25 protein-coding genes are annotated in these 26992 nt (G+C 59.2%); 21 read left to right on the plus strand and 4 right to left on the minus strand.

The window, feature by feature from the left end; translation table 11 throughout:
- The first annotated feature begins 212 nt into the window (after positions 1-212).
- Positions 213-713 (plus strand): helix-turn-helix domain-containing protein, encoded by a 501-nt coding sequence (locus FHX16_RS30245; protein ID WP_259131985.1) that lies wholly within the window; start codon positions 213-215, stop codon positions 711-713.
- Between the two features lie 287 nt (positions 714-1000).
- Here FHX16_RS30245 and FHX16_RS30250 read toward each other — a convergent pair whose 3' ends face one another.
- Positions 1001-1639 (minus strand): TetR/AcrR family transcriptional regulator, encoded by a 639-nt coding sequence (locus FHX16_RS30250; RefSeq protein ID WP_259131987.1) that lies wholly within the window; start codon positions 1637-1639, stop codon positions 1001-1003.
- Between the two features lie 233 nt (positions 1640-1872).
- Between FHX16_RS30250 and FHX16_RS30255 the strand changes: the two genes are divergently transcribed.
- The 7 genes from FHX16_RS30255 to FHX16_RS30285 all read left to right on the plus strand — a co-directional run bounded on the left by FHX16_RS30255 (position 1873) and on the right by FHX16_RS30285 (position 10673).
- Positions 1873-2982, plus strand: a complete 1110-nt coding sequence (locus FHX16_RS30255; RefSeq protein WP_183864799.1) for a sugar ABC transporter substrate-binding protein — start codon at positions 1873-1875, stop codon at positions 2980-2982.
- A 71-nt stretch (positions 2983-3053) separates the two neighbouring features.
- Positions 3054-4016, plus strand: a complete 963-nt coding sequence (locus FHX16_RS30260) for an ABC transporter permease (protein WP_259131989.1) — start codon at positions 3054-3056, stop codon at positions 4014-4016.
- Positions 4017-4023: 7 nt separating this feature from the next.
- Positions 4024-5529, plus strand: coding sequence for a sugar ABC transporter ATP-binding protein (locus tag FHX16_RS30265; protein WP_259131991.1), 1506 nt, complete (start codon positions 4024-4026; stop codon positions 5527-5529).
- A 15-nt stretch (positions 5530-5544) separates the two neighbouring features.
- A complete protein-coding gene (locus FHX16_RS30270; RefSeq protein ID WP_246712807.1) occupies positions 5545-6480 on the plus strand; it encodes an ABC transporter permease in 936 nt (311 codons plus the stop codon).
- A 19-nt stretch (positions 6481-6499) separates the two neighbouring features.
- Complete coding sequence (locus tag FHX16_RS30275; RefSeq protein ID WP_259131994.1) at positions 6500-7522, plus strand: zinc-binding dehydrogenase; 1023 nt, start codon at positions 6500-6502, stop codon at positions 7520-7522.
- Between the two features lie 59 nt (positions 7523-7581).
- On the plus strand, positions 7582-9078 hold the full coding sequence (locus FHX16_RS30280) for an aldehyde dehydrogenase family protein (RefSeq protein WP_259131996.1): 1497 nt from the start codon (positions 7582-7584) through the stop codon (positions 9076-9078).
- Positions 9078-10673, plus strand: coding sequence for a GMC family oxidoreductase (locus FHX16_RS30285; RefSeq protein WP_183864821.1), 1596 nt, complete (start codon positions 9078-9080; stop codon positions 10671-10673). The genes FHX16_RS30280 and FHX16_RS30285 overlap by 1 nt, the downstream gene beginning before the upstream one ends.
- A gap of 225 nt (positions 10674-10898) precedes the next feature.
- On the opposite strand, the gene FHX16_RS30290 is transcribed toward FHX16_RS30285, so the two are convergent.
- Complete coding sequence (locus FHX16_RS30290; protein ID WP_183864805.1) at positions 10899-11717, minus strand: aldo/keto reductase; 819 nt, start codon at positions 11715-11717, stop codon at positions 10899-10901.
- Between the two features lie 152 nt (positions 11718-11869).
- On the opposite strand from FHX16_RS30290, the gene FHX16_RS30295 reads away from it, so the two are divergent.
- The 3 genes from FHX16_RS30295 to FHX16_RS30305 are packed head-to-tail and all read left to right on the plus strand — an operon-like array spanning position 11870 to position 15505.
- Entirely contained in the window at positions 11870-13459 is a 1590-nt protein-coding gene (locus FHX16_RS30295) for an acyl CoA:acetate/3-ketoacid CoA transferase (RefSeq protein ID WP_183864806.1), read from the plus strand.
- Positions 13456-14241: an enoyl-CoA hydratase/isomerase family protein gene (locus FHX16_RS30300; RefSeq protein WP_183864807.1), complete on the plus strand. Its 786-nt coding sequence runs from the start codon at positions 13456-13458 to the stop codon at positions 14239-14241. Before FHX16_RS30295 ends, FHX16_RS30300 begins: the two co-directional genes overlap by 4 nt.
- A 1-nt stretch (position 14242) precedes the next feature.
- Entirely contained in the window at positions 14243-15505 is a 1263-nt protein-coding gene (locus FHX16_RS30305) for a glycerate kinase (RefSeq protein ID WP_183864808.1), read from the plus strand.
- A 184-nt stretch (positions 15506-15689) separates the two neighbouring features.
- Here FHX16_RS30305 and FHX16_RS30310 read toward each other — a convergent pair whose 3' ends face one another.
- Positions 15690-16709, minus strand: a complete 1020-nt coding sequence (locus FHX16_RS30310; protein WP_183864809.1) for an aldo/keto reductase — start codon at positions 16707-16709, stop codon at positions 15690-15692.
- A 397-nt stretch (positions 16710-17106) separates the two neighbouring features.
- Between FHX16_RS30310 and FHX16_RS30315 the strand changes: the two genes are divergently transcribed.
- The 10 genes from FHX16_RS30315 to FHX16_RS30360 all read left to right on the plus strand — a co-directional run bounded on the left by FHX16_RS30315 (position 17107) and on the right by FHX16_RS30360 (position 26786).
- On the plus strand, positions 17107-17616 hold the full coding sequence (locus tag FHX16_RS30315; RefSeq protein WP_183864810.1) for a VOC family protein: 510 nt from the start codon (positions 17107-17109) through the stop codon (positions 17614-17616).
- Between the two features lie 86 nt (positions 17617-17702).
- On the plus strand, positions 17703-18710 hold the full coding sequence (locus FHX16_RS30320) for a zinc-binding dehydrogenase (protein WP_259132001.1): 1008 nt from the start codon (positions 17703-17705) through the stop codon (positions 18708-18710).
- Positions 18711-18787: 77 nt separating this feature from the next.
- Entirely contained in the window at positions 18788-19933 is a 1146-nt protein-coding gene (locus FHX16_RS30325) for an acyl-CoA dehydrogenase family protein (protein ID WP_183864812.1), read from the plus strand.
- A complete protein-coding gene (locus FHX16_RS30330) occupies positions 19930-20709 on the plus strand; it encodes a 3-ketoacyl-ACP reductase (protein ID WP_183864813.1) in 780 nt (259 codons plus the stop codon). Before FHX16_RS30325 ends, FHX16_RS30330 begins: the two co-directional genes overlap by 4 nt.
- A gap of 12 nt (positions 20710-20721) precedes the next feature.
- A complete protein-coding gene (locus FHX16_RS30335) occupies positions 20722-21882 on the plus strand; it encodes a dihydrodipicolinate synthase family protein (protein ID WP_183864814.1) in 1161 nt (386 codons plus the stop codon).
- Positions 21875-22735 carry a sugar phosphate isomerase/epimerase gene (locus FHX16_RS30340; RefSeq protein ID WP_183864815.1) on the plus strand — a complete coding sequence of 287 codons (861 nt, stop codon included), beginning with the start codon at positions 21875-21877 and terminating at the stop codon, positions 22733-22735. The genes FHX16_RS30335 and FHX16_RS30340 overlap by 8 nt, the downstream gene beginning before the upstream one ends.
- Positions 22736-22745: 10 nt before the next feature.
- Entirely contained in the window at positions 22746-23495 is a 750-nt protein-coding gene (locus FHX16_RS30345; RefSeq protein ID WP_183864816.1) for an electron transfer flavoprotein subunit beta/FixA family protein, read from the plus strand.
- Positions 23496-23519: 24 nt separating this feature from the next.
- Positions 23520-24467 carry an electron transfer flavoprotein subunit alpha/FixB family protein gene (locus tag FHX16_RS30350; RefSeq protein WP_183864817.1) on the plus strand — a complete coding sequence of 316 codons (948 nt, stop codon included), beginning with the start codon at positions 23520-23522 and terminating at the stop codon, positions 24465-24467.
- Positions 24467-26131 (plus strand): electron transfer flavoprotein-ubiquinone oxidoreductase, encoded by a 1665-nt coding sequence (locus tag FHX16_RS30355; RefSeq protein ID WP_259132005.1) that lies wholly within the window; start codon positions 24467-24469, stop codon positions 26129-26131. The genes FHX16_RS30350 and FHX16_RS30355 overlap by 1 nt, the downstream gene beginning before the upstream one ends.
- Positions 26132-26150: 19 nt before the next feature.
- Positions 26151-26786, plus strand: a complete 636-nt coding sequence (locus FHX16_RS30360; RefSeq protein ID WP_183864819.1) for a TetR/AcrR family transcriptional regulator — start codon at positions 26151-26153, stop codon at positions 26784-26786.
- Here FHX16_RS30360 and FHX16_RS30365 read toward each other — a convergent pair.
- A partial coding sequence (locus tag FHX16_RS30365) for a hypothetical protein (RefSeq protein WP_259132007.1) occupies positions 26772-26992 on the minus strand: 221 nt, incomplete at its 5' end. The genes FHX16_RS30360 and FHX16_RS30365 overlap by 15 nt on opposite strands.

The raw sequence follows: 26992 nt of genomic DNA on the forward strand, positions 1-26992 counted from the left end.
TCCGCACCGCAACCCGCCGCTACCGCCCCAAATACAGCAACCCAAAACCGCCGGAGCGAACTTAAAACTGGATAAAACTTGGGGGCAAGGTCAGCTTATCTGTCGGTGTTGCGCTGCCCTCCGTCCGCAGCCTTAACAGCACGAATACGTGAGTGATCCGAGCCAGCTGTGCGCACGTAGCAATTCGCCAGTCGCGCAATTAGGAGCGGTCAATGCCCAGACCTAAGTCAGCACAAGCCGTCGACCTAGAGGTCGGACGAAAAATTCGAGAGCGTCGTAGGGCTCTGGGAATGTCTCAGTTTTCTCTGGCGGAGATAGTGGGAATAGCTTCCAAACAGATTCAGAAATACGAACAGGGGGTCAGCCAAATAGGGAGCGGTCGACTGTCTGAGATTGCTGCTGCCCTCAATGTACCGATTTCGTATTTCTTTCCGGAACCTAGCACACGCAGAGATTTCAACGGTATTGAGTTTGTTAGTGGTATCAATTCGAAAGAGGGGATGGAACTCAATATCGCTTTTTCGAAAATCCCAAGCCAAAAGACGAGGTCCGCAATAATCGAGCTTTTGCGAGCATACATCGTGCGTTCGACGCCTCGTCCAGTTGCAAGGCACATGTCCGATCGCGTCAACGCGAATGTGCCCCGTGCAACCGTCAACGTTCCCGACGGGGTTGAACCCGGTGAACAAAACGCTGGTGCGCAACGGCAATGAGATGATGTCGGTTTCTCAGACCCAAGTCGGAAACCCTCGGCGGGGCACGGGCGGCTTGGTGACAAACGTTTCCCCTTGCCGGAGGCCGTGGCCACCGGTGGACGGGAAGCCCGGTCCTTTAGGGCCGGGAGTGTACCCCTAACCTTGAGCGGCTTCTTGTTTGGGGCGGCGGCTTGCCAATCAAACGTGAGGGTGTCGTCGCCGGAGGCATCGGACCGTAGGGGCACAGGACTTCGAGGACGTGGCGTGTGCTCAAGCGGCGCTGAACAAGGAGTAGGTGAGGCCTGCTATGCGCAGACCATCCTCATAATCGTTTCGACGTTGAAAGCGACTCGTTGATCGAGCGCGTCCTTGTCCATCAGGTCCCGTTCGTAGATGATGGACCCGGTGAAGCGGTTGGTGAGGTAGTAGTATCCGATCGCAGCGATGGTTATGTTGAGCTGCACTGGATCGATGCCCTTGCGGAATACTCCGGCTTCGACGCCGCGATCGAGGATTCCGGTTACGAGGCTGACGAGCTTGCGGTTGGTAGCCTTGATGACTTGCGAGCCTTTCAGGTGCTTTGCGCGATGGAGGTTGGCGCTGTTGACTAGAGTGATAAACTCCGGGTGCTTGAGGTAGTAGCCCCAGGTGAACCTGACGAAAGTTTCGAGGGCTTCCTTGGGATCCAGAGCCTCGAGGTTGAGTTTCTGCTCCGCGGTTCGGATATCGACATAAGCCTGCTCCAGAACCATCTGGAAGAGCTTATCCTTGCTCTCGAAGTAATGGTACAACATGCGCTTGTTGTTGAGCGATCGCTCCGCGATCACATCAACTCGTGCTCCGGCGAGGCCGTTGCGGGCGAATTCCTTTTTGGCGGCCTCCAGAATGCGCGCCTTTGTCGCTTCCGCGTCCCGCGGGGGTTTGACCGTCTTTGCTGTTTTCATTTTCGTATCCAATGCTTCGTCTCCGAGAGAATGATGCAACCAGACGTCAATATACACGAACCAGTTGGTGCATAAAAGTAGACGGGCGTCAACAGTTTGGACTTGACGAACACCCCCACTACCAAGTAACTGGTTAGTGCGTTTCGAGGAAAAGCTTCGATGGCCAGCGTCTCGAGAACGGCGCGCCGGCGGCTTCTCAACGACGTATTTTTGACCGTAACGGGAGGAAAGTCATGTCGACCTTTATCAAGGACTTCATCGAACGCGAGATGGTCTCGCGCCGCAATTTCATGCTCGCTTCCGCAGTTGGGGCCGGGGCACTTATGGTGCCCGGTCTTGGTGGTGCCGCCCGCGCCGCAATCAGCGACCCGGCGATCGGCTGGAGCTACCGTGACCGCGCGAACGCTTATTGGAACGCTATCGTCTCCGGCGGCGAAGCGTTCGTCGAATCCATCGGAAAGCAGAAGGGCGATCTTGTGAGCCTGATCAACGAAGGTTCGTCAGAAAAGTCACTCGCGGATATCAAGGCGTTCCTCGCCAAGAACAACGGCAAATGCGCTATCGCTTGCGACGCCAACGACAGCCCCAATGCACGTCCCGTCGTCGAGGCCGTCAAGGCGGCCGGTGGTTACATTTCGACGATCTGGAATAAGACAGACGACCTGCATCCTTGGGATTTCGGCGACAACTACGTGAGCCACATGACATGGTCCGACATCGAGCCGGCGTCCCAGACGGCGAAGATCCTCTTTGAAGCGATTGGAGGCGAAGGTGGCGTCGTCCACCTCGGCGGCATCGCGGCGAACAATCCTGCCATCGAGCGTTTGGCTGGCCTCAAGAAAGCGGCTGCGGAATACCCGAAGATCGAGATCCTCGACGCGCAGCCGGCCGACTGGGACACCCAGAAGGCGGCCGCACTCATGTCGTCCTTCCTGACCCGCTACGGCGACAAGATCAAGGGCGTGCATTGCGCGAATGACAACATCGCCTACGGCGTCATCGAGGCGCTGCGTGCCGAGGGTATCGACGACATGCCGATCGTTTCCTACGATGGCAATCCGGACGCCGTGAAGCTCGTCATGGAAGGGAAACTGCTCGCGACGGTGTTCACCAATCCTCATTGGGGTGGTGGCATTTCCGCCGCGCTCGCATACTACGCTGCCACCGGCGCGTTCAAGCCGTCGGAAGAGCCTAAGGAACATCGCGAGTTCTACGGCCCGACGATCCTGATCACCCAGAAGGACGCTGCCGACTTCAAGACAAAGTACATGGACCAGACGCCGAAATACGACTGGAAAGACTTCTGGACCCCGACCAAGGGCCAGATCAAGTACAGCGGCTGATAAGGGTTGGCTGCGCGCGCTGGGAGTGGGGGCGCAGCCTTAGTTCTTGGATAGAGGTGGAGGAGCGGTCGATGGTATCGGTATCGCGAGAGAACTTTATTAAGTGGGCGCCCCTGCTGGTGCTCGTAGCCCTTGTGATCCTGTTCACAGCCATCAATCCAACGTTCTTCTCCGTCCGGAACTTTTCACGTATTGCCGTTGCGGCGGCCCCCGCGTTGATGGTCGCCGTCGGCGTTACGTTCATCATCGTTATGGGATCGATAGACCTGTCCATGGAAGGAGCGGTGACACTCACCGCCGTGCTGTTCGCCTACATTTTCGCGGCCTTGGGTGGATCGCTCGCCGGACTTGGCTGGCTTGCCATCCCATTGGCGCTGCTGATCGGCGGGCTGATTGGAATCGTGAACGGCCTCGTGCATGTACGCCTTCGAATACCGTCTTTCATGGCAAGTCTTGCCATGGGCTTTATAGGGACCGGTGCCGGCATCCTTCTGACCGGGGGCGATATAGTGAAGGTGTCCGATCCCATCTTCCGCGGTATGCTGACCGTTCGCTTCCTCGGCTTTCCGATCATGGTATACGTCGCGTTGCTCGGTCTTCTGGTAGCCTGGTTCGTCGAGCGCTACACGATCCTCGGCCGAAACTTCTATGCGGTGGGCGGCGGCGAGGACCTTGCTCATGCTTCAGGCGTCAACGTGGGAAGGGTACGCATCCTGGGCTTTGGCTTGGCTGGGCTCTTTTACGCGTTGGCAGCGATCTTGGTCGTTGGCCGCATCGGTCAGGCGGAGTCGATCACGGGCGCTAACTTCATGTTCGTATCAATCACTTCGGTAGTGGTAGGCGGCGTCGCGCTGTGGGGCGGAATAGGCGGCGTCTGGAACGCGCTGGTTGGCGTTCTAATCGTCGGGGTGATCAACAACGGCATGGTCGTTATCGGGTTGCCCGATTTCATGCAGCAGGGCGTGCTGGGGGCTCTCGTCATCCTATCGGTCGTGCTTTCCACCGACCGCTACTCGATCTCCTTCGTGAAGTGAGGCTGTCATGTTTCAGTTGAAAGCAGTCGACAAGCGGTTTCCCGGCGTACATGCGCTCAAGGCCGTCAACTTCGAGATCGGGCGCGGCGAGATTGTCGGCCTCGTCGGCGAGAACGGCGCAGGCAAATCGAGCCTGATGAAGGTGATCTACGGCGCCTACCAACCCGACTCCGGCCACGTGACCATCAACGGCAAGGCGGTGCGGTTCGCCAACCCGCGCCAGGCCATGGAACACGGCATCGGCATGGTCTTCCAGGAACAGTCTCTCATCTCCAATCTGAGCGTGATGGAGAACATCTTCCTTGGCTACGAGGCGCAGTTCACAAGGGCGGGCGTGGTCAACTGGCGGGCGATGGCGGAAGCGGCGCGGTTTCAGCTGGCGAAAGTAAAACTAGATATCGATCCAGCGACCACGACGTCTAAGCTTTCGTTCGCGCAGCGACAGCTGGTCGAACTTGCAAAGGTACTGACGCTCGAGGAGCGCGTAAAGGGCGACCTCATCATCCTGCTCGACGAGCCGACTTCCGTACTGAGCCAGGAAGAGGTGAAGCTGCTCTTCAAGCTCGTACGCGAGCTGACCACACGCGCCTCCTTCATTTTCGTCTCCCATCGTATGGACGAAGTCATGGAGTTGAGTAACCGCGTCTACGTCATGAAGGACGGCCACGTTGTGGACGTGGTCAAGAGCGGCGACGCGGACGTAGACGCCATCCAGCACAAGATGGTCGGACGCAATATCGATCGCGAATACTATCGCGAGACAAAGCAGGTGCCGTACGACGCGTCAAAGGTCCTCGTTGAACTTGACAACGTTTCGCTGCCCGGAAAAGTCCGTGACGTATCGCTCAAGGTACACGCCGGCGAAGTCGTCTGCCTGGTCGGTACGGAGGGTTCGGGACGCGAAGGCATCATGAGGGCGATCTACGGGATGCTGTCTCCGACCAAGGGGCGGTTGAGAATCAAAGGAAAGTCGCCATCCCGATTCAACCCAATGCGCGCGGTCGCCATGGGCCTCGGTTACGTTCCGAGGGAGCGCAAGGTCGAGGGCATCGTCGCCGGGATGAACGTGTACGAGAACATGACTCTCTCGCAACTCGGACGCAGGTCCAACGCGGGCATCATGAGGGTTGGGGAGGAGCGATCGCTTGCGCGCGACTGGATCCGGAAGCTGTCGATCAAGGCGCATTCCGAATATGCCGACTGCGGCAATCTATCGGGCGGGAACCAGCAGAAGGTGGTGCTGGCAAAGTGGAGGTCAGGCGGATCGGATATCATGCTGCTCGATCACCCCACGCGCGGGCTCGACATTGGCGCAAAGGAGGACGTGTACGAGATGGTCCGGGATATGTCATCCCAAGGCGTCGGTATCGTGCTCGTTGCAGACACTTTGGAGGAAGCAATCGGTCTTGCCCACACGATCGTCGTCATCAAGGACGGGCGCGTGACGAAGTCGTTCCCGTATCAGACAGATTCGAAGCCCTCGCTCTTCGACCTTCTGCATTACATGATCTGAGGTCTCGAAATGAACATGAACCGGCTAAAACCTCATCTCCCTTGGATTACGCTCGTGGCGCTTCTTGCGATCGTCGGGATACCAAACCCGGACTTCCTGAGACTCACGAACCTGCTGGAACTCGCGGGCGACATCGTGCCCCTGTTTATAATGGCGCTTGGACTGACCTTCGCGATCTACATCGGCGGGATTGACCTGTCGGCGCAATCGATGGCGAACATGGTAACCGTCATCGCCTCCGTCTACCTGGCAAGCCTTGGTGCATGGGTTGGCGTCCTCTGCATAGCCTGTGGGTTCGTGCTTGGCATGATTTCCGGGTATGCGACAACGCGCCTCTTCGTGCCCTCGTTCATCAGCACGCTTGCAGTTGGTGGTCTCGCGTTCTCGGTAGCCCAGTGGCTGTCGGGTCAACGAGCGCTTAACATGGATGCGACGCAGCGAGACGAGACTTTCGGCTGGATGATCGGTCATGTCGGAATTGTTCCAAACGAGCTTTTCATAGCTGCTGGTCTCCTTCTGACCTGCCTGTTCATCGAGCGCCGCACGCGGCTTGGCCGGGTGTTCAAGGCAGTAGGGGCGGGTGAACCTGCTGCTGCGGCATCGGGCGTCGACGTTGGTTTCTACAAGATCCTCGCTTTTGCGATATCAGGGGGATTTGCAGCCATCGCAGGTCTGCTCTTTGCGGTGAAGCTGTCGGGAGGCGCGCCTACTATTGCCAACGGCTTCCTTCTCCCCGCGATCGTAGCGGTTCTGGTGGGCGGCACACCACTCACAGGCGGAGTCGGAGGCGTTCTCAACACGGCGATCGGCGCGATGATCGTTGCCGTAATTCGCTCCTCGATGCTCTACTTCGGCATCGAAGCCACGCAGCAGCAGATGGTCTTTGGCCTCGTTCTGATCATAGCGATTGCCCTGACGATCGACCGGTCCAAGCTGAAGACGGTGAAGTGAGATGGATGCGGGTGAAACCATGAGAGCCGCGGTTCTGGTCGAGCCTGGGCGCTTCGAACTGCGCGACGTGCCGGTTCCGCCAATCGGCCGCGAGGACGTTCTCGTCAAGGTCGCCCAGGTAGGGATATGCGGGACCGACATTCACATGTTCCACGGGCGTTACGCGGCCGAAGCCCTTCCGATGATCCCCGGACATGAGTTCTGCGGGTTCGTAGCGGAGAAAGGTGAGGGCGTCCGGAACTTGGAAATCGGCCAGTCAGTGGTTGCGGACATCAACATCGGCTGCGGGGCATGCTACTGGTGCCGTCGCAACGAAATCCTCAACTGTGCCGAAGTCGAGCAGATCGGGATAAGCCGAGATGGCGCCTTTGCAGAATACGTGGCAGTTCCGGCCAGGCTGGTAATCCCAGCACCTGAAGACGTACCGCCGGAAGCCCTTGCTCTCACCGAGCCCGTCGGGTGCGTCGTCAGAGCAGCCAAGAAAGCTGGCGTCGGCATCGGCGACTCCGTCGTAGTGCTCGGCGCGGGTCCTGTTGGGAATCTTCATGTCCAGATGATGCGGCTGGTTGGGGCCGCACCCATCGTTGTCTTCGATCTCTCGTCCGAACGTTGCGCGGCCGCGCTTGAGGCCGGCGCCGACGTCGCGATCTCAGACCCGGCACTCCTGAAGGGCGAAGTCTTTCGGGCGACCCGCGGCATCGGAGCCGACTTCGTCATCGAGAGTGTCGGCTTGCCCAAGCTCTACGAGCTCGCTTTCGACCTCATTCGAAAGGGCGGTCACGTGGCCTTCTTTGGCATCACCGGGCCTCAGGACAAAGTTGCTGTTCCAATTCTCACAACAGTGCTTGAGGAAAACGGCCTGAAGGGCTCGGTGGCGGCGATGGGAGAAGACATGCATCAGGCGCTAAAGCTGCTGGCAAGCGGACGTTTCGATCTGAGGCGCTTTACAGGCGCGGTATTTCCGATCGGCCAGATACAGGAAGCTTTCGAGAGCCTGCCGACAAGAATTCACGATCTTAAAACCCAGCTCCAAGTGGCATAAGTAACGTTCTGATAAATCTAGCTCGCCGTTAAGCGATGAAATAGACGATGGAGGAAATAATGGACCAGCTTGCACCAAGGCACCGCCTTCCGGCCGAACCAAAAGAATTCGGCTATTTCATCGATGGCCAATGGAAAGGCCGAGACGAGCGGTTCGAACGGGCCTCGCCCGGCCACGGCGTTCCCGTATCGCGTACCGTACGATGCACCGTCGAAGACCTGAACGATGCCGTTGCCGCGGCTCGGAGAGCTTTCGAAAACGGATCGTGGGCGGACATTTCCGGCGCTGAACGCGCTGGCGTCCTTCTTCGCGCAGCGGAAATCATGAAGCGGCGCCGCGAAGAGGTAGCGTACTGGGAGGTGCTGGAAAACGGCAAGCCTATCTCTCAGGCGCTTGGCGAAATCGATCACTGCATCGCATGCTTCGAGACGGGGGCAGGTGCCGCACGCGCGCTCCACGGAGACAGCTTCAACAATCTCGGAAAGAACCTGTTTGGGATGGTCTTGCGCGAGCCGATCGGTGTCGTGGGTCTTATAACGCCGTGGAACTTCCCCTTCCTGATCCTTTGCGAGCGCGTTCCGTTCATTCTTGCATCCGGCTGCACTCTTGTCGTGAAGCCCTCCGAGGTGACCAGCGTCACGACGCTTCTCCTTGCGGAGATCCTCGACGAGGCCGGGCTGCCGCGCGGCGCCTACAACGTCATCACGGGTTCGGGACGGACGATCGGTCAGGCGATGACGGAACACTCCGACATCGACATGATCTCTTTCACGGGGTCGACCACGGTCGGTCGTGCCTGCGTCCATGCGGCTGCAGACTCCAACTTCAAGAAGCTTGGTCTGGAACTTGGTGGCAAGAACCCGATCATCGTTTTTGCCGATGCAGATCTTGAATCTGCCGCCGACGCTGCTGCGTTCGGAATCTCTTTCAACACGGGCCAGTGCTGCGTCTCGTCCAGCCGGCTTATCGTGGAGGCCAAGGTCGCCCAGGAGTTTGAGGAACTGCTAGCCGCGAAGATGAAGAAGATCATTGTCGGCAATCCTCTGGATCCGGCCACGCAGGTTGGCGCGATCACCACTGAAGCGCAGAACAAGACGATCCTCGACTACATCGAAAAGGGAAGGTCCGCCGGCGCCAAGGTGTTGGTGGGAGGCGCGGTGTTCGACCATGAAGGCGGACAGTACATTCAGCCGACGCTATTCAGCGGCGTAAGCCGGGACATGCAGATTGCGACGGACGAAATTTTCGGGCCGGTGCTGTCCAGCTTTACCTTTGAAACTGTGGACGAGGCGGTTCAGATCGCCAACGACACGGTCTACGGATTGGCCGCAAGTCTTTGGACGTCGGACGTCAGCAAGGCGCTCAGTGTCACACGTCGCGTAAAGGCGGGCCGCTTCTGGGTCAATACCATCATGGCAGGCGGACCGGAGATGCCGCTCGGCGGCTTCAAGCAGTCCGGCTGGGGACGCGAGGCCGGGATCTACGGCGTCGAAGAGTACACGCAGATCAAATCCGTCCATGTCGACCTGGCAAAGCGCCAGCCCTGGATTTCATGATGGATAAGGTGTTCGATTACATCGTCGTCGGAGGCGGTTCGGCAGGCTGCGTTCTTGCGACCCGGCTTTCCGAAGATCCTTCGGCAACCGTGTGTTTGATCGAGGCGGGCGACCGTGACAAGAACCCGCTCATTCACATGCCGGTGGGCTTTGCGAAAATGACGACGGGACCCCTCACGTGGGGTCTCGAAACCGTACCGCAAAAACATGCGATGAATCGTGTCATACCCTACGCCCAGGCGAAGGTCTTGGGTGGAGGTTCGTCGATCAACGCGGAAGTCTACACTCGCGGCCATCCCTCAGACTACGACCGTTGGGAGCAGGAGGGGGCCGAGGGTTGGAACTTCAGCCAGATCCAAAAGTACTTTTTGAAGGCAGAAGGCAACGCCGTGTTCTCCGGTCCGCTCCACGGAGCAGATGGACCGCTGGGTGTATCGAACATCCCCGAACCGAATATCCTGACGAAGGCTTTCGCAAGAAGCTGCCAGGAGTATGGGATCCCCTATAACCCGGACTTCAATGGAGAGCGTCAGGATGGGTCGGGGATCTATCAGATAACAACCCGCAACAATCGTCGTTGCTCCGCCGCTGTCGGTTACCTCAAGCCAGTTCTTGATCGTACCAACCTCAAGCTCGTCACAAACGCCTTTGTCCTGCGAATTCTGTTTGAGGGAAGCCGCGCGGTAGGTATCGAATACCTGCTGAACGGCCGGACGCATGTTGCAAGAGCCAGTTCCGAGGTGATCCTGACCGCCGGAGCAATCGGTACCCCCAAGCTATTGATGCAATCCGGCGTGGGAGCGGCCGACCATCTGAGATCGGTAGGCGTCACTGTCGTCCATGATCTGCCCGGCGTGGGCCAGAATCTCAGCGACCACTTCGGGGTAGACATCGTCGCCGAGATCAAAACCCGTGACAGTCTGGACAAGTACAATGCTCTGCCGTGGATGATGTGGGCCGGCCTGCAGTACGCTCTCTTCAACTCCGGCCCGGTGACTTCAAATGTGGTCGAGGGCGGCGCCTTCTGGTTCGGCGACAAATCGGAGACGCGACCTGATCTGCAATTTCACTTCCTAGCGGGGGCCGGCGCCGAGGCCGGTGTTCCCTCGGTACCAAAGGGTTCGTCCGGCGTCACACTCAACAGCTACGTACTCCGGCCGAAATCCCGTGGCAGCGTAACCCTCCGATCTGCCGACCCTCGCGATCTACCGCTTGTCGATCCCAACTATCTTGCGGACCCTGAAGACCTTCGCATCGCAGTCGAGGGCGTGAAGATTAGTTGCGAGATCATGCGCCAGCCGTCGCTTCAAAAGTTCGTTAGGGTAGTGCGCTTCCCGGACGATAGCATCAAGACTCAGGCAGACTTCGAAAACTATACGCGGCGCTTCGGCCGTACGTCCTACCATCCCACATGCACTTGCAAGATGGGGGTAGATCAGATGTCCGTTGTCGATCCCAAGCTTCGCATCCACGGATTGGAGGGAATCCGTGTCTGCGACAGCTCCGCTATGCCTTCTCTGGTGGGATCGAACACCAATGCGCCGACGATCATGATTGCGGAACGGGCTTCGGACTTGATACGCGGCAACCGATGAACTTCGTAGCCGGCGGCCCGTTGCCGCCGGCTACCTTACGCGCGACCACCTGCGCAATAACACCGACTCAGCACGCCAACGCCGGAGCGCGCTACGATGGACGTCCCATTATTTGGCGCGCACCCCTGTCCTCAATATCGTTTCCAGAGCCTAGACAAATTCGATGTGTCTCACCGAGCAGCCCCGCGGCAGGCTTCGCACGCCGGGGGCGCGTTTCAGCCCGGATCAATCCCATTCCGGAGCCCAAGGAACCTTGGAACTGTCTACGCAGCGATAGTTCGTAGTCGTGAAGGCGTCGATACGCTTCATGTCAACGCTCGAAAGTACAAAGTCCATCACGTCGAAGTTCGCCTTTATGTTTTCAGGCTTGGTCGACATGGTGTTGATGGTGACGCCCTTCTGAAGGATCCACCGCAAGACTACCTGCGCCGCCGTCTTCCCGTATGTCTCGCCGATCTGTTCGAAGTCCGGATACCGAAAGACCGCCCCGCGCGCCACGGACGAAAAAGACGACAGCGGCACGCCGCTCTCGAACGAGGCTTCCAGAAGAACCGTCTGATCGAGTAGAGGGTGAAATTCCACCTGGTTGATCACGACTTCCCCGTCGAGCAGAGCCTGCGCCTCCTTCATCATCCGCGCAGTGAAGTTCGAAACGCCGATCGCCTCGGTCAAGCCTTCGCGTTTCGCCTCCCTCAAAAGCTCCAAGATCCCGCGATTGTCGCCGGACGTGTCGGGCCAGTGCAGGAGGAGCAGATCGACGCGGAACAGCCCGAGCTTTTCAAGGCTGCCCTCGACTGACTTGAGAAAGCGGTCTGATGAGTAGTTGTCGGGATGCACCTTCGTGGTGATGAATAGCTCTTCCCGCTTGATAGCATGCCTGGAGATCGCCGCTCCGACGTCGGCTTCGTTTTCGTACATCTGCGCCGTGTCGAAGGCGCGGTATCCTACGTTATAGGCTTCTCCGAAGGTGGAGATCAGCTCCTCGCCCTTCAATGGGAATGTCCCAAAAGCTCGTTCCAAACCCGGCCGAAAACAAATCGACATCTTCAATTCTCCTCCAACAGTTCTTGAATCGATCATTGCTCGCGCCCGTCCAGAAAAGTCGGAGAAACGCGTTGATTTTCAAACTTGCACTTACGATCCCGACCACCTATAACGCACTAACCAGTTACTTGCAACGGGCGGGAGGAATGTCCATGTCGAAGGTTAAGAGCGCGGCGGAAGTTGCGGCGCTGATCAGGAACGATGCGATCGTCGCGGTAAACTCTTCCAGCGGTCTCTGCTGCCCCGACGCGGTGCTTGCTGCGATTGGCGAAAGATACCGGGAAGAGGGCGCTCCGACGGGGCTGACGACCATTCATCCGATTGCTGCCGGAGACATGTTCGGTACGAAAGGTGTCGACCATCTGGCCCAGCCCGGCCTCATCAAGAGAATCATCGGCGGCTCCTATCCGTCAGGTCCGTCATCGGCCGAACCGCCGTTGATCTGGCAGATGCTTGGCCGTAACGAAATTGCTGCCTACAACGTGCCAAGCGGCGTCCTTTTCGACATTTTGAGGGAAGGTGCCGCTCTTCGTCCTGGCGTCCTGACGAAGGTCGGGATGGACACCTTTGTGGATCCCAGACAGGAAGGCTGTGCGATGAACGAAGCGGCGAAGCGCGATCCAATAGTCTTCCGTCAGACTTTCGCTGGCGACGACTGGCTCTTCTTCCCCTCGATAAAGCCTGACGTGGCGATCATCAGAGCCAGTACCGCGGACGAGCGCGGCAACCTCACCTTCGAACATGAGGGTGCCTACCTTGGGGCAATGGAGCTCGCCCTAGCAGGTCACAACAGCGGCGGCATCGTGATCGCGCAGGTCAAGCGCATAGCGCAGTCAGGAACTTTGAAACCTCACGACGTTCGCGTACCGGGCATTCTCGTCGACTACATCGTCGAGGCTCCCGATCAGCTTCAGACTACCGCGACGCCTTACGACCCGGCGATTTCCGGCGAGCTCTTCCGTCCGCTCGACAGCTTCCGGCTTCCGGAGTTCAACGTCGCCAAGGTCATAGCGCGTCGCGTCGCTCGCGAACTTCAGGCTGGATGGGCGGTCAATATCGGGTTCGGCATCTCAGCAAACGTTCCCAGGATCCTGCTGGAGGAAGGGCGCCACGGCGAGGTGACATGGGTAATCGAACAGGGTGCCGTCGGAGGCATTCCGTTGCTCGACTTCAAGTTTGGCTGCTCTTCGAATGCGGAAGCTTTTGTAGCATCTCCGCACCAATTCGCCTATTTCCAGGCTGCCGGCTTCGACTGCTCGCTTCTGTCCTTCCTACAGATAGACAAGGACGGGTCGGTCAACGTGTCCAAACTCTCAGCGCGACCGCATGTGACCGCAGGGGCAGGCGGCTTCGTCGATATCACCTCCCGCGCGCGCAAGATCGTGTTCTCTGGCTACTTCAACGCCGCGGCAAAGCTCTCCGTTTCGGACGGCAAGCTCGTGATCGAACGTGAGGGGAAGGTCGCGAAGATCGTTGGGAAGGTGGAGCAGGTGTCGTTCTCCGGTACACGCGCCATAGCGCAGGGTCAGGACGTCACATACGTAACGGAGCGTTGCGTCATGAAGCTGACGCCGGACGGGCTGATGGTCACGGAGGTCGCGCCGGGCGTCGACCTCTACCGTCATATCCTCGATCAGGCGCAGACGCCGCTGCTGGTCTCGCCAAATTTAAAGGCGATGGACTCCGAGCTATTCCAGCCCGGACCGGACCATGAGGAACAAAACAAGCGTGACGCGGCATGAGCGACGATGGTTCCAGGGTCGTTCTGTCCTTCGAGGACGACGTTGCGGTTCTGACGCTTCGGCACAAGGAGAGCCTTAACGCCGTCGACGCCGACGCCATCGAGCAGATATACGATGCCTGCCGGACGATCGAAGGTCGTCCGGCAGTACGTGCAGCCATCGTTACAGGCGATGGGGAGAAGGTCTTCTCGGCCGGTGGCGACATCAAGGCGTGGGGTTCTCTGACGCCGCAGCAGTTCGGACGCGACTGGATTCGCCGGGGGCATGATGCGTTCGACGCCGTCGCACGCCTGCGGGTGCCAGTCATAGCCGTGCTCAATGGGCATGCTTTTGGCGGCGGCCTCGAACTCGCGGCTGCCGCTGATCTTCGCATTGCCGAGGAGCAGGTGAAGCTAGGCCTGCCCGAGGCAGGCATCGGCGTCATACCTGGCTGGTCTGGCACCCAGAGAACTGTTCGGCGATTTGGATCGTCCGTGGTGCGTCGCATGGCGCTCTTTGGCGAAATCTTCGACGCTGCGAAGGCACTTGAAGCGGGACTTGTCGAGTTCGTGGTGCCTCGAGGCAAAGGCCGCGACACGGCCGCAGGACTCATCGCGAACCTTCGCTCGCGAGCGCCGCTTGCAACCGAGATTGTCAAGATGATGATCAACGTTGCGGAGGAGGAGGAAGGCTCGCGCGTGCTTGATACGGTGGCTGCCATGTCGATCGCGTCCACGCAAGATCTTGCAGAAGGCGTGGCGGCGTTCAGGGAAAAACGTAAGCCTGAATTCAAGGGACGGTGATATGCAGGCAGATAAACAGGCATTTCTCACCTCGTTGTTCGACGCCGCGATCGCTGCCGCCGATCCTGAACGGTCGCTGCTGGAATTCATGCCCGAAAAGCCGAAGGGAAGAACCGTCGTTATCGGGGCGGGCAAGGGTGCCGCCCAGCTCGCCGGGGCTTTCGAGGAAAACTGGGACGGTCCGCTGGAGGGCGTCGTGGTGACGCGCTACGGGTATGCGGTTCCATGCCAGCGAATCAAAGTTCTGGAGGCGTCGCATCCCCTGCCTGACGCTTCAGGCATCGAGGCAGCGGCTCAGCTTTTTCAGGCCGTCGCGAACCTCTCAGAAGACGATCTGGTGGTCGCCCTTATCTGCGGCGGCGGTTCGGCACTTCTGCCTGCGCCTCCCAATGGTTTCGAGCTGCAGGACGAGATCGCCCTAAATGAGGCCTTGCTGGCTTCAGGCGCGCCAATTTCGGTGATGAACAGTATTCGCAAGCACTTCTCCCGTATCAAGGGAGGAAGGCTTGCATTGGCCGCGGCACCAGCCAAGGTCGTAACGCTCGTGGTATCGGACGTACCAGGCGACGTGCCAGCTCAGGTCGCTTCCGGCCCAACGATTCCGGATTGTTCGACGCGTGCCGACGCGCTGGCGGCGATCGAGCGCCACGCCTTGAAGCTACCCGACCGGATGATGCGTCATTTTTTAAGCGGGGAAGCCAACGCACCGGCACCGGACGCCCCGAGCTTTCAAGGCAACGAAGTCCACGTCATCGCGTCCGCAGGTCGCTCGCTCGAAGCCGCATCGCGCGTGTGCGAGCAGCATCGGATTCCAGCCGTGATATTGTCTGATGCGTTGGAAGGGGAAGCACGAGAGGCCGGGAAGTTCCACGCCGCGATCGCAAAGGAAGTTGTAAGCCGGAGCCGGCCGTTTGCGCGTCCTGTAGTTCTTCTTTCTGGTGGCGAAACGACGGTCACCATGCGCGGCAGCGGTAAAGGCGGGAGAAACAGCGAATTTCTACTATCATTCGCGATTGAGATCGATGGCACCACAGACGTCCACGCCATTGCGGCCGACACCGATGGGATCGACGGCAGCGAGGATAACGCCGGCGCCTTCGCAGACGGCGCTACAATATCTGAAATCAGACGAGCAGGGAAGGATGCCGCGGCGCTACTGGCCAACAATGATGCCTGGACGGCCTTTTCGCTTTCCGGAGGGCTCTTCGTGCCCGGCCCCACCGGCACGAATGTAAACGATTTCCGGGCAATCCTAATAGAGTAAAACTAGAAAGCCGCGCGCAGCGATCCAGTGAAGCGCTCGGACTGTAAGCGCGAACCGCGGCATGCGTAGAATTCGAGAGTGAGCGTTTGCCGGGCCGCGTCCGCGCCCGCGTATCTTTGCGAATATGTGACAATGTAACTTATGTCCTGGGAGGCCGCACTATGCCGGCCTCCCAGTCTTCCAATTAGCCCGCCGGTATCGGTGCGTCTTCACGAAGAAGCCCCTGAGCCTTAAGGTCGCTCCAGAATTCGGCCGGGATATCGTGGCTGAACCAATCGATGTTTTTCTGGAGCTGCTCCACTGTCCGGGTTCCCGCTATGAAAGAGGGAATAGCCGGGTGGGATACGACAAACTGCATGGCGGCCGCCGGGAGGGGAACTGCATGGTCCCTGCAGACGGCCTCGATACGTCTGACCTTATCCAGGATTTCGGCCGGCGCGGGGCTGTAGTTGTATTTGGCTCCCTCGACGGCGCCGGTAGCGAGGATGCCGGAATTGAACCCGCCCCCGATCACGACCGCGGCGCCCCGTTCGACGCAGAGTGGCAGGAACTTGTCGAGCGATTCCTGCTCCAGAAGAGTGTAGCGGCCGGCGAGCAGGAAGCAGTCAAAGTCGCGCTGCAGGAGCGCGTCGTGGCAGACCTCCCACTCGTTCACCCCGACGCCGATCGCCTGCACGAGGCCTTCGTCGCGAAGTTTTGAAAGCGCCTTCCAGGTGCCGCCCATGGCGGCTTTGAAAACCTCCGGCTGCTCGGAACCGCGCGTGAAGACGTCTATGTCGTGAATGAAGCAGATATCGATCTTCTCGAGCGCCAGCCGCTGAAGCGAATCTTCGAAGGAACGCATGGTCCCGTCGTAGGTGTAGTCGAACTCCATCACGTTCGCGGCCGCGTTGTTCCATGGGGAGAAGTCGATATTTTTCCGTCGACCTGGTTTTAGAAGACGGCCCACCTTCGTAGACAGCACAAAGTCGTCTCGCTCTTTCCAGCGGAGAGAGTGGCCTGTACGGAGTTCTGAGAGCCCGTGACCGTACATCGGCGCCGTATCATAGTATCTGACGCCGGCGTCCCACGACGCCTGGACCATCGCGTCAGACGTCCCTTCGTCGATCGGGTAGGAGAAGTTGCCTATGGGGGCGGTACCGAACCCGAAGGCGGTTACTTCCAGCTCGACGCGGCCAAACTTTCTTTTATCAGACGGTTTCATGACTTCCTCCTTGCCAATGCACCATGTAGTTAGTTACATTGCAGATCATGGAGCTTGTGGCAAGTCCTTTGGGAGGAGGCGTTCGTCGATAGGGAGGAAGACGTTTGAAGTCTGCGGTTGCACGCTGAGCATTGGGGCTGGGAGAACAAGGCTTTCGCAGCCCCCGCGGGCTGTTTCGGAATGCTGCAACTATCCTACCGAAAACGCAGCGCTCGCCTTCCTGCTACGGGACGCGTGCATGTGCGTAAGCGCATGTGCGAGTAAGTCCCTGTAACTGCTCGTAAAGTTTAGCAATCTTCGTCGCGCCGGGTTGACACTTAAGCATGATCGTCGCTAGAAACGCACTAACTAGATACATACTTGGAGCGCTGAAGGCGGCTCACGGGAGGAGACTACGATGAAGGTTTATGGGGTAGAACACATCGGCTTCACGGTTCCGAACCTGGACGACGCCGTGAAGTTCTTCGAGTCGGTGTTCGGGGCGGTGACGGCGCTGGAGACCGGAAAGATCGATGGCGACGACGAGTTCATGCGTCGGAGGCTCGGAGTTCCTGGTCATTGCCGGATCGAGAACATCAAAGTTCTCCGTCTCGGCAACGGCAGCAACATCGAGCTCTTTGAATACTCAGGCGAAGCTGAAAATCTGGAACTAAAGCGCAACAGCGAGGTGGGCGGGTTCCACATCGCGCTCCAGGTGGATGACGCGGTTGCAGCGGCGCAACGTCTGCGGGATGGCGGCGTCGATGTTCTCGATGGTCCGACCTACGTCGAAACCGGGCCGATGGAGGGTCTGACGTGGCTTTATCTCCGCTCTCCCTGGGGGCAGTTCCTCGAACTTGTCAGCATGAATGGTCCGCTGGGATGCGCCAGGGACGGCGTCCAGCAGCTATGGTCGCCGCTAGATTGAGCCTGCGAAGCCGGCCCTCCTGGGTCGGTGAAGGAGAGGTTCGGAGGTCGCGGATGATCAAGTCATGCGGAACTGGGAGGTCTACTATGGCGATTGAAATTGTGTTTTCAGCCAAGAACAAAGCAGAGCTTCAGCATGTCGAGTTGCCTCCGCTGGGCCAACACGAGGTGAGGGGGCGTACTGTCGTCACGCTCATTAGCCCTGGCACGGAGATCGCGTGGCTTTCCGGAGAAAGCTTTCCTATCCGACCCGGCTACGCCGCGATCTTCGTTGCAGAAGAGACAGGGCCCTTAGTGAGTGGTATCGACGCGGGCGAGCATCTGTTCTGCATGGGTCCGCATAGAAGCATGCAGCAGGTGAATTACCGGCATGCTTTGAAGGTTCCTCAGAAGTTGACGCCGGAGGTCGCGGTTCTTGCGCGGCTGGCCGGCGTATCAATGACGACCTTGATGTCCACCAAGGCTCGGCCCGGCGACCTCGTCATAATAGCAGGTGCAGGTCCCGTAGGACTGCTTGCGTCCCAACTTTTCCATCTGTCCGGGTACGAAGTCTGCGTGGTCGACCCAGACCCGGTGCGATGCAGCCAGGTAATGGCTGCCGGGGTTACCCGCGTCTATTCAGACATGCCGTTCGCGGAACTCGATATCGCAGGAAGAGCCGCGCTCGTGGCCGACTGCTCGGGCCATGAAGAGGCGGTTCTTCAGGGATGCAGGATCGTTCGGCCCCATGGCGAGGTGGTCTTGGTCGGCGTGCCGTGGCGACGCCGCACCGAACTGCATGCGCACGACGTGCTGCACGCCGTATTCAATAACTTCGTGCACCTCCGGAGCGGCTGGGAATGGGAACTGCCCGTGCTGTCACGAAACTTCAAGTGGGAGCAGCTTTTGGAGGGGTATAACAACCAGCCGCAAAGTGTCTTCTCTGGCTTTGAAAAGATCATGCGCTGGCTCGCCGAGGGGCGCATCTGGACGGAAGGCCTGATTAGGAACGTACCGTCCGCTGATGCCTCCAGGGCGTACCAGAACCTCGTCGCGAGGGAGTTCGACGAACCCTTCTGCGTGTTGTCCTGGAGTGACGCCCGAGCCAACCACTGAAAGCTGCCGTCGCATTGACCGCATGCCACTTCTTTGTTGACCAGTAACTAACCAGTTACATAATTAAAGGTGCTAGAATGCTGCTCACTGAGATTCATGAACAGGTGCGAGAGACTGCCCGACAGTTTGCCGACGACGTAATTAGGCCCGTTGCGCACAAGCTGGACGAAGAGGAACGATTCCCGACGGAGATCTACGAGCAGATGGGCCAGCTAGGCCTGTTCGGCATTGGAGTTCCCGAGGAGATGGGCGGGCCGGGCTTTGACACGCTCGCGTACTCCGTTGTCATGGAGGAACTATCGCGCGGCTACGCGTCGATCGCAGATCAATGCGGCCTCGTCGAGCTAATCACCACCTTGCTGGTGCGGCACGGAACGAAGCAGCAGCGCGAACAGCTTCTCGGCGACGTCATGGCGATGAAGAGCAAGGTCGCATACTGCCTCACGGAGCCGGAAGCAGGGAGCGATCTGTCCGGCCTTCGCACCTCGGCAGAGCGCGATGGCACTGGCTGGAAGCTCAACGGCGGAAAGATCTGGATTCACAACGCGCCAGTCGCGGACTACGGCTTCGTTCTTGCGCGAACGGACAAGACCGCGGGGCACCGCGGGATGAGCATCTTCATCGTCGATCTGAATCAGGCAGGCGTCGAGCGCGGGCCGAAGGAACACAAGATGGGGCAGCGCGCGAGTCAGGTCGGCGCGCTGACGTTCAACAACGTCTCGCTTCCTGCAGAGGCGCTCCTCGGCGAAGAGGGACGTGGCTTCCATATGATGATGAGCGTACTCGACAAGGGACGCGTCGGCATTGCTTCACTTGCCGTCGGCATCGGTCAGGCAGGTCTCGAGGCCGCACTCGAATACGCGGTGCAGCGCAAGCAGTTCAACTCAGCGATCGCTGAGTTCCAAGGCGTCCAATGGATGCTAGCCGACATGGCCAAAGACGTGGAGGCGGCTCGTCTTCTCGTTCGGAGTGCTGCAAGCAAGATCGATCGCGGCGAAGACGCGACTAAGGCATGCTCGATGGCAAAATGCTTCGCCGGCGACATGGCGGTCGCCCGCACGGCGGACGCCGTTCAGATATTTGGAGGCAGCGGATACATCCGCGGCTTCGAGGTCGAGCGCCTCTATCGTGATGCGAAGATCACCCAGATCTACGAAGGTACAAACCAGATCCAGCGCATGATCATCGCCCGCCAGCTTATCAAGAATGGAGCGCAGTCATGAGCTCTGGAGCTAAACAGGCCGCACTCATTACGGGTTCCAGCAGAGGGATCGGGCTTGCGATCGCACAGGCATTGGCCCACCGTGGATTCAACATTGCCTTGAACGGATTCAGCGACAGCGAAGAGCTTGACCTTGCCGTAGCGTCGTTACGCAAGAAGGGCGTGATCGCTATCAAGGTGCCGGCCGATGTCAGCGTTCTTGCCAAGCATGAAATCATGCTCGACGCTGCCGAAGCAGCCTGCGGCCCGTTGACAACGCTCGTCAACAACGCCGGAGTTTCCGTTCTCCAACGCGGCGATCTCCTGGACGTGTCGGAAGAAAGCTACGACCGCTGCATGGCCGTAAACACGAAGGCGCACTTTTTCCTGACGCAGGCGTTCGCCCGCCGGCTGGTTGCGCGCGAAAGGTCACCCGACCTCTACTACAGCGTGGTGAACGTCACATCATCGAACGCCGTTGCCGCATCCGTTCTGCGCGGCGAGTATTGCGCCTCCAAGGCCGCGGCAGCAATGATCTCAAAGGTCTTTGCCGCGCGTCTGGCGAAAGACAACATCGCAGTCTTCGATGTGCAGCCCGGCTTGATCGAGACCGACATGACAGCGGCAGTCAAGGACACCTACAAGCGGCGCGCGGAGGAAGGCCTCACTCTCTTCCCCAGGATCGGGCAGCCGGACGAGATGGGCAGGATCGTACAGACGCTCGCCACGGGCGGGCTTCCCTATATGACAGGCCAGACGCTATCGGCGGACGGCGGCCTGCTGGTTCCACGTTTCTAAGAGGTTATGAGCATGCGTATAGCACTTCCCGACAGCCGCGGACGGACGGAGAACTACGAACTCTTAGCTCGGCCCATTCCAGCCGCCGACTTCTCCCGTGACTTCAACAGGCGCGTGTTTTCCGCGGCGCATGTCGTTGCCGACCCCTTCACGGAAACGAATCCAGGAACGTCTGCCGTCGTCGACTGGGATGCGACCCTAAAATTCCGCCGCCACCTGCACGATCTCGGTCTCGGCATTGCTGAAGCGATGGACACTGCTCAAAGAGGCATGGGCCTCGATTGGGAAGGCGCCCTCGAGCTTGTTCGGCGTACGAAGTCGGAATTGCCGGACGCGCTCGTCTTTAGCGGCGCAGGAACGGATCATCTCGATCCGAAAGACCTGCGTTCGCTGGACGACGTGGATCGCGCGTATGCCATGCAGATCGAAGCCATCCAGCGGACCGGCAGCGACGTCATCCTGATGGCCAGCCGAGCGCTCACTGCAAGTGCCAGCAGCCCGAAGGACTATGTTTCGGCATACGGCAAGGCGTTGTCCCTTTGCGATCGGCCGGTAATCCTTCACTGGCTTGGCGACATGTTCGATCCAGCTCTCGCCGGCTACTGGGGTGGCAAGGATTTCGAGACGGCCATGCAGACGTGCCTCGAAATCATCTCTGCCAACGAGGCGAAGGTCGACGGTATAAAGATCTCGCTCCTTGATAAGGACAAGGAGATCCAGATGCGACGCCTCCTCCCGTCCGGCGTAAAGATGTACACCGGGGACGACTTCAATTATCCGGAACTTATCGCGGGCGACGACGTCGGATATTCACATGCGCTGCTTGGCATTTTCGATCCGCTCGCAGGCGCCGCTGCTTTCGCGATGTCACAGCTCGCGGCCGGCGACAAAGAAGGATTCCACAGAACGCTCGATCCCACAGTGACTCTTGCTCGTACGATCTTCCGCCGCCCGACCCGGTACTACAAGACCGGCGTGGTCTTCCTTGCTTGGTTGAATGGCTTCCAGGATCACTTCGTAATGCTGAACGGTCACCATGCGATGCGACCGCTCCCGTATTTCTCCGAGGTCTTCCGACTTGCCGACCAGTGCGGCGTCCTTCGAGATCCGGACTTGGCCGTCCACCGCTTCAAGCAGTTGCTGGCGCTGTACGGGGTAGACGGCAATGCGTGACTTCTCGAACGATCATTCGGCCCTGGCTTTGAACACCGCGACGCTCGGCCACAACGTCGAGGGCTTCGGCGCGGGCTGGACTCCGGAGCAGGTTATCGACGGCTGCGCGGCCAGAGGGTACGGCGGCGTCGTGTTCTGGCGACGCGAGATCGGAGAAAATTCGGTTGCAATCGGAGAAAGGGCAAAGGCTGCGGGATTGAAGGTAGCCGGCTTGTGCCGGTCGCCATTTCTAGTTGGGCCGCTCGCTGCTGGGGGCAAGGAGGCTATTCTCGATGATTTTTTCGCGTCGATCGACATGGCTGCGGGTCTCGACGCGCCTGTTCTTACGATTGTAGTGGGAGGCGTCGAGCCGGGCAGCAAGGGAATGCATGACAGTCTCGCTCTTGTTGCCGAACGCGTAGCGGCTGCTTGTGAATACGCTGCGCAGGCCGGTGTGAACCTTGCCTTGGAGCCTCTCCATCCGGTCTACGGCGGCGACCGCTCTTGCTTGGTAACTGTTCGTGACGCCGTGGATTTATGCGAGCGGATCGGCGCTGATAACCTCGGAATCGCCGTCGACGTATATCACGTCTGGTGGGACACGGAGCTTTCGATCCAGCTCCGCCGCGCAGGAGCGAAGCGCATCCACGGTTTTCATCTGTGCGATTGGCTTGCGGAAACCAAGGATGTGTTGTTCGATCGAGGCATGATGGGAGACGGCGTGGCTGATATCCGCGGCATCCGTGGCTCGGTCGAGGACGCAGGATACGACGGCTTGTGCGAGGTTGAGTTGTTCTCGAAGGAAAACTGGTGGAAACGCGACCCGAACGAGGTCCTTGATGTACTTGTCGAACGCTTTCGTACCGTCTGCTGAGGAGCGCAATATGAAAATTCTCGTCCCCGTGAAGCGGGTGGTTGACTACAACGTGAAGATCCGCGTGAAGCCGGACGGCACAGGCGTCGAGCTTTCGAATGTGAAGATGTCGATGAACCCGTTCGACGAGATCTCGGTGGAGGAGGCGCTGCGGCTGAAGGAAGCCGGCAAGGCCGAGGAAGTCGTTGTCGTGTCGATCGGTCCTGCCAAGTCTGAAGAGACACTGCGCACCGCACTCGCCATGGGTGCGGACCGGGCAATCCTGGTCGAGACCGACGAGACGCTAGAGCCGCTCGCCGTTGCCAAAATTCTCAAGGGCGTCGTCGACGCTGAAGAGCCGGGTCTCATCATCGTTGGCAAGCAGGCGATCGATGACGATTCCAACCAGACCGGCCAGATGCTGGCGGCGCTGCTCGGCACCGCGCAGGCAACCTTCGCCTCGAAGATCGAAATCGGTGATGGCAAGGCAACCGTGACGCGCGAAGTCGACGGCGGCCTGCAGACCATCGACGTCAAGCTCCCGGCCGTCGTCACATCAGATCTGCGCTTGAACGAGCCGCGCTATGCCTCGCTGCCGAACATCATGAAGGCGAAGAAGAAGCCGCTCGACAAGAAAAGCCCCGCCGATTTCGGCGTCTCCACCGCGCCGCGCCTGAAGGTCTTGAAGACCGAAGAGCCGTCCGGCCGCAAGGCGGGCGTCAAGGTCAAGTCGGTCGCCGAGCTGGTCGAAAAGCTTAAAGTCGAAGCCGGCGTCCTCTAGGGTTCGAGAAAGGGAGACATATCCATGGCCATTCTTCTTCTGGCTGACCACGACGGCAACCACCTTTCCGACCAGACCGCCAAGGCGCTGACGGCAGCAACTATGATTGCCAAGGAGCAGGGTAGCGACGTCACCGTGCTCGTCGCCGGCAAGGGCGCCAAACCAGCGGCCAATGCGGCTGCCAAGCTGTCGGGTGTCTCCAAGGTGCTGCTCGCCGAAAGCGACGCGCTTGCCAACAATCTGGCCGAGCCGCTCGGCGAACTGATCGTTTCACTCGCGGCAAGCTATGACACGATCATTGCCGCCGCCACCTCGACCGGCAAGAACGTCATGCCGCGCGTTGCCGCCCTGCTCGACGTCGCCCAGGTCTCGGAAATCATCGAAGTGGTCTCGGCGGACACATTCAAGCGGCCGATCTATGCCGGCAACGCCATCCAGACGGTGAAGGCGACCGACGCCAGGAAGGTCATCACCGTGCGCACCGCTTCGTTCTCCCAGGCCGGTCCCCAAGGCCCAACTGCTGCCGTCGAGGAGATCTCGACGGCAGCCCTTTCTTCTCGTCTCTCGACCTTCGTCAAGGAGGCGCTGTCGGCCTCCGAGCGTCCGGAACTGACCTCGGCGAAGATCATCATCTCCGGTGGCCGGGCGCTGGGCTCGGCCGAGAAGTTCAAGCAAGTCATCCTGCCGGTCGCCGACAGGCTCGGCGCCGCCGTTGGCGCCTCGCGCGCCGCCGTCGATGCCGGCTACGCCCCGAACGACTGGCAGGTCGGGCAGACCGGCAAGGTCGTGGCACCTGACCTTTACATCGCCTGCGGCATATCAGGCGCCATCCAGCATCTCGCCGGCATGAAGGATTCCAAGGTCATCGTCGCCATCAACAAGGACGAGGAGGCGCCAATCTTCCAGGTCGCCGACTACGGCCTCGTCGCTGATCTGTTCGAGGTATTGCCGGAGCTGCAGAAAGCACTCTGATGACCGATACGACTGAGCTGCCCGAACGCGAAAGCATGGAATTCGACGTGGTGATCGTCGGTGGTGGTCCTGCGGGGTTGTCGGCTGCGATCCGTCTGAAGCAGGTCAATCCGGAGCTGTCGGTCGTGGTGCTCGAAAAGGGGGCTGAAGTCGGCGCGCACATTCTGTCGGGTGCCGTGGTCGATCCTATCGGCATCGATCGTCTGCTGCCCGGCTGGCGCAACGAAGCCGACCATCCGTTCAAGACCGAGGTGACAGACGACCACTTCCTAGTGCTCGGTCCGGCCGGCTCTGTGCGTCTGCCGAACATCCTGATGCCGCCGCTGATGAGCAACCATGGGAACTATATCGTCTCGCTTGGCAACGTCTGTCGCTGGCTCGCCACCAAGGCCGAAGAACTCGGGGTCGAAATCTATCCGGGCTTCGCCGCAACCGAAGTCCTGTACAATGACGAAGGTGCGGTGATCGGCGTCGCCACCGGCGACATGGGCGTCGAGAAGAACGGCGAGCCCGGCCCGAACTATACCCGCGGCATGGCACTGCTCGGCAAGTACGTGCTGATCGGGGAAGGCGTGCGCGGTTCGCTCGCCAAGCAGCTGATCGCCAAGTTCGATCTGTCGAGGGATCGTGAGCCGCAGAAGTTCGGCATCGGCATCAAGGAACTCTGGCAGGTGAAGCCTGAGCACCACAAGCAGGGTCTCGTGCAGCACTCCTTCGGTTGGCCGCTCGGCATGAAGACCGGCGGTGGCTCTTTCCTTTATCATCTGGAAGACAATCTCGTTGCCGTCGGCTTCGTCGTCCATCTGAACTACAAGAACCCCTACCTCTATCCCTTCGAGGAGTTCCAGCGCTTCAAGACGCATCCTGCCATTCGCGCCACTTTCGAGGGCGGCAAGCGGCTTTCCTACGGCGCGCGTGCCATCACCGAAGGCGGCTATCAGTCGGTGCCGAAGCTTAGCTTCCCTGGCGGAGCGCTGATCGGCTGTTCGGCGGGTTTCGTCAACGTGCCGCGCATCAAGGGCAGCCACAACGCGGTGCTGTCGGGCATGATGGCGGCGGACCGGATCGCGGCGGCGATCGCCGCTGGTCGCGCCAATGATGAGGTGGTCGAGATCGAGAACGACTGGCGTTCAAGCGACATCGGCAAGGACCTGAAGAAGGTGCGTAACGTCAAGCCGTTGTGGTCGAAGTTCGGCACGGCGGTCGGCGTCGCCCTCGGCGGGCTCGACATGTGGACCAACCAGCTGTTCGGCCTCTCGATCTTCGGGACGTTGAAGCACGGAAAGACCGATGCCGCCTCGCTGGAACCGGCCTCGCAGCACAAGCCGATCGCTTACCCGAAACCCGATGGTGTCCTCACCTTCGATCGTCTCTCCTCGGTGTTCCTGTCGAACACCAATCATGAGGAAGATCAGCCGGTGCATCTGCAGGTAAAGGACATGGCGCTGCAGGTCTCGTCCGAGCACGACATTTATGCCGGTCCCTCGACCCGCTACTGTCCGGCCGGTGTTTACGAGTGGGTGGAGAAGGACGGCAAGGAAACCTTTGTCATCAACGCCCAGAACTGCGTCCACTGCAAAACCTGCGACATCAAGGATCCCAACCAGAACATCAACTGGGTGCCGCCGCAGGGCGGTGAGGGCCCTGTTTACCCGAATATGTGAGTCAGAGGGACTGGCGGCTATGGATCATATTTTGACTGGAGTACATCGTGACCCCGATAAGACGAGGGAGGACATCCTCAATGCCGCTATGAACGAAATCGTAGAAAACGGCTTCGGTGGAGCGCGGATAGACAGAATCGCGGAAAGGTCTGGCTTCAATAAGCGGATGATCTACCACTACTTCGGGGATAAGGAGCAGCTTTATGTGGCTGTGCTCGATCACGCGCTCGGAAAGATGCGGATCGCTGAAACCTGTCTCAACTTTCACAAGATGGCACCCGAAGAAGGTGTCGAAGAAATAGTACGCTTCGTATGGCATTATTTTCTTGAAAATCCGGAGATTTTAAGTTTGCTGGGAACTGAAAATCTACAACGGGCCAAGTTCATTCACAGATCACCTAATGGCCGCCTCCTGAACCACCACCTGGTTCGGGAGCTGGGGAAATATTTGCGCCAAGGTAGCGCGCACGGTGCCTTCATTGCCGAGATAGATCCGCTCAATGTCTTTCTGACGGTGCTTTCCCTCAGTTTCTTCTACCTTTCGAACCGATATACCCTTTCTACCATCTTTAGCCGAGATTTCACTGAAGGCACCTATCTTCGCTTGTGGGAGGCTCACATCGTGCATGTCGTCCAAAAGTCAATCGCTCGGTGAGCCCTGACGGTAAAATTCGAAAAGGACACTTCCGATCATCTCCGCGCGGTGCAGGTGGCGGAAGGATTTAGGTTGATGCTTTTGGGGGCTGCGTGACAAAAGTCGTTGAAAGTGACCTTGCCCCCAAGTTTTATCCAGTTTTAAGTTCGCTCCGGCGGTTTTGGGTTGCTGTATTTGGGGCGGTAGCGGCGGGTTGCGGTGCGGAG

This window comes from Rhizobium sp. BK661, from assembly GCF_024808825.1.
Taxonomy (GTDB): domain Bacteria; phylum Pseudomonadota; class Alphaproteobacteria; order Rhizobiales; family Rhizobiaceae; genus Rhizobium.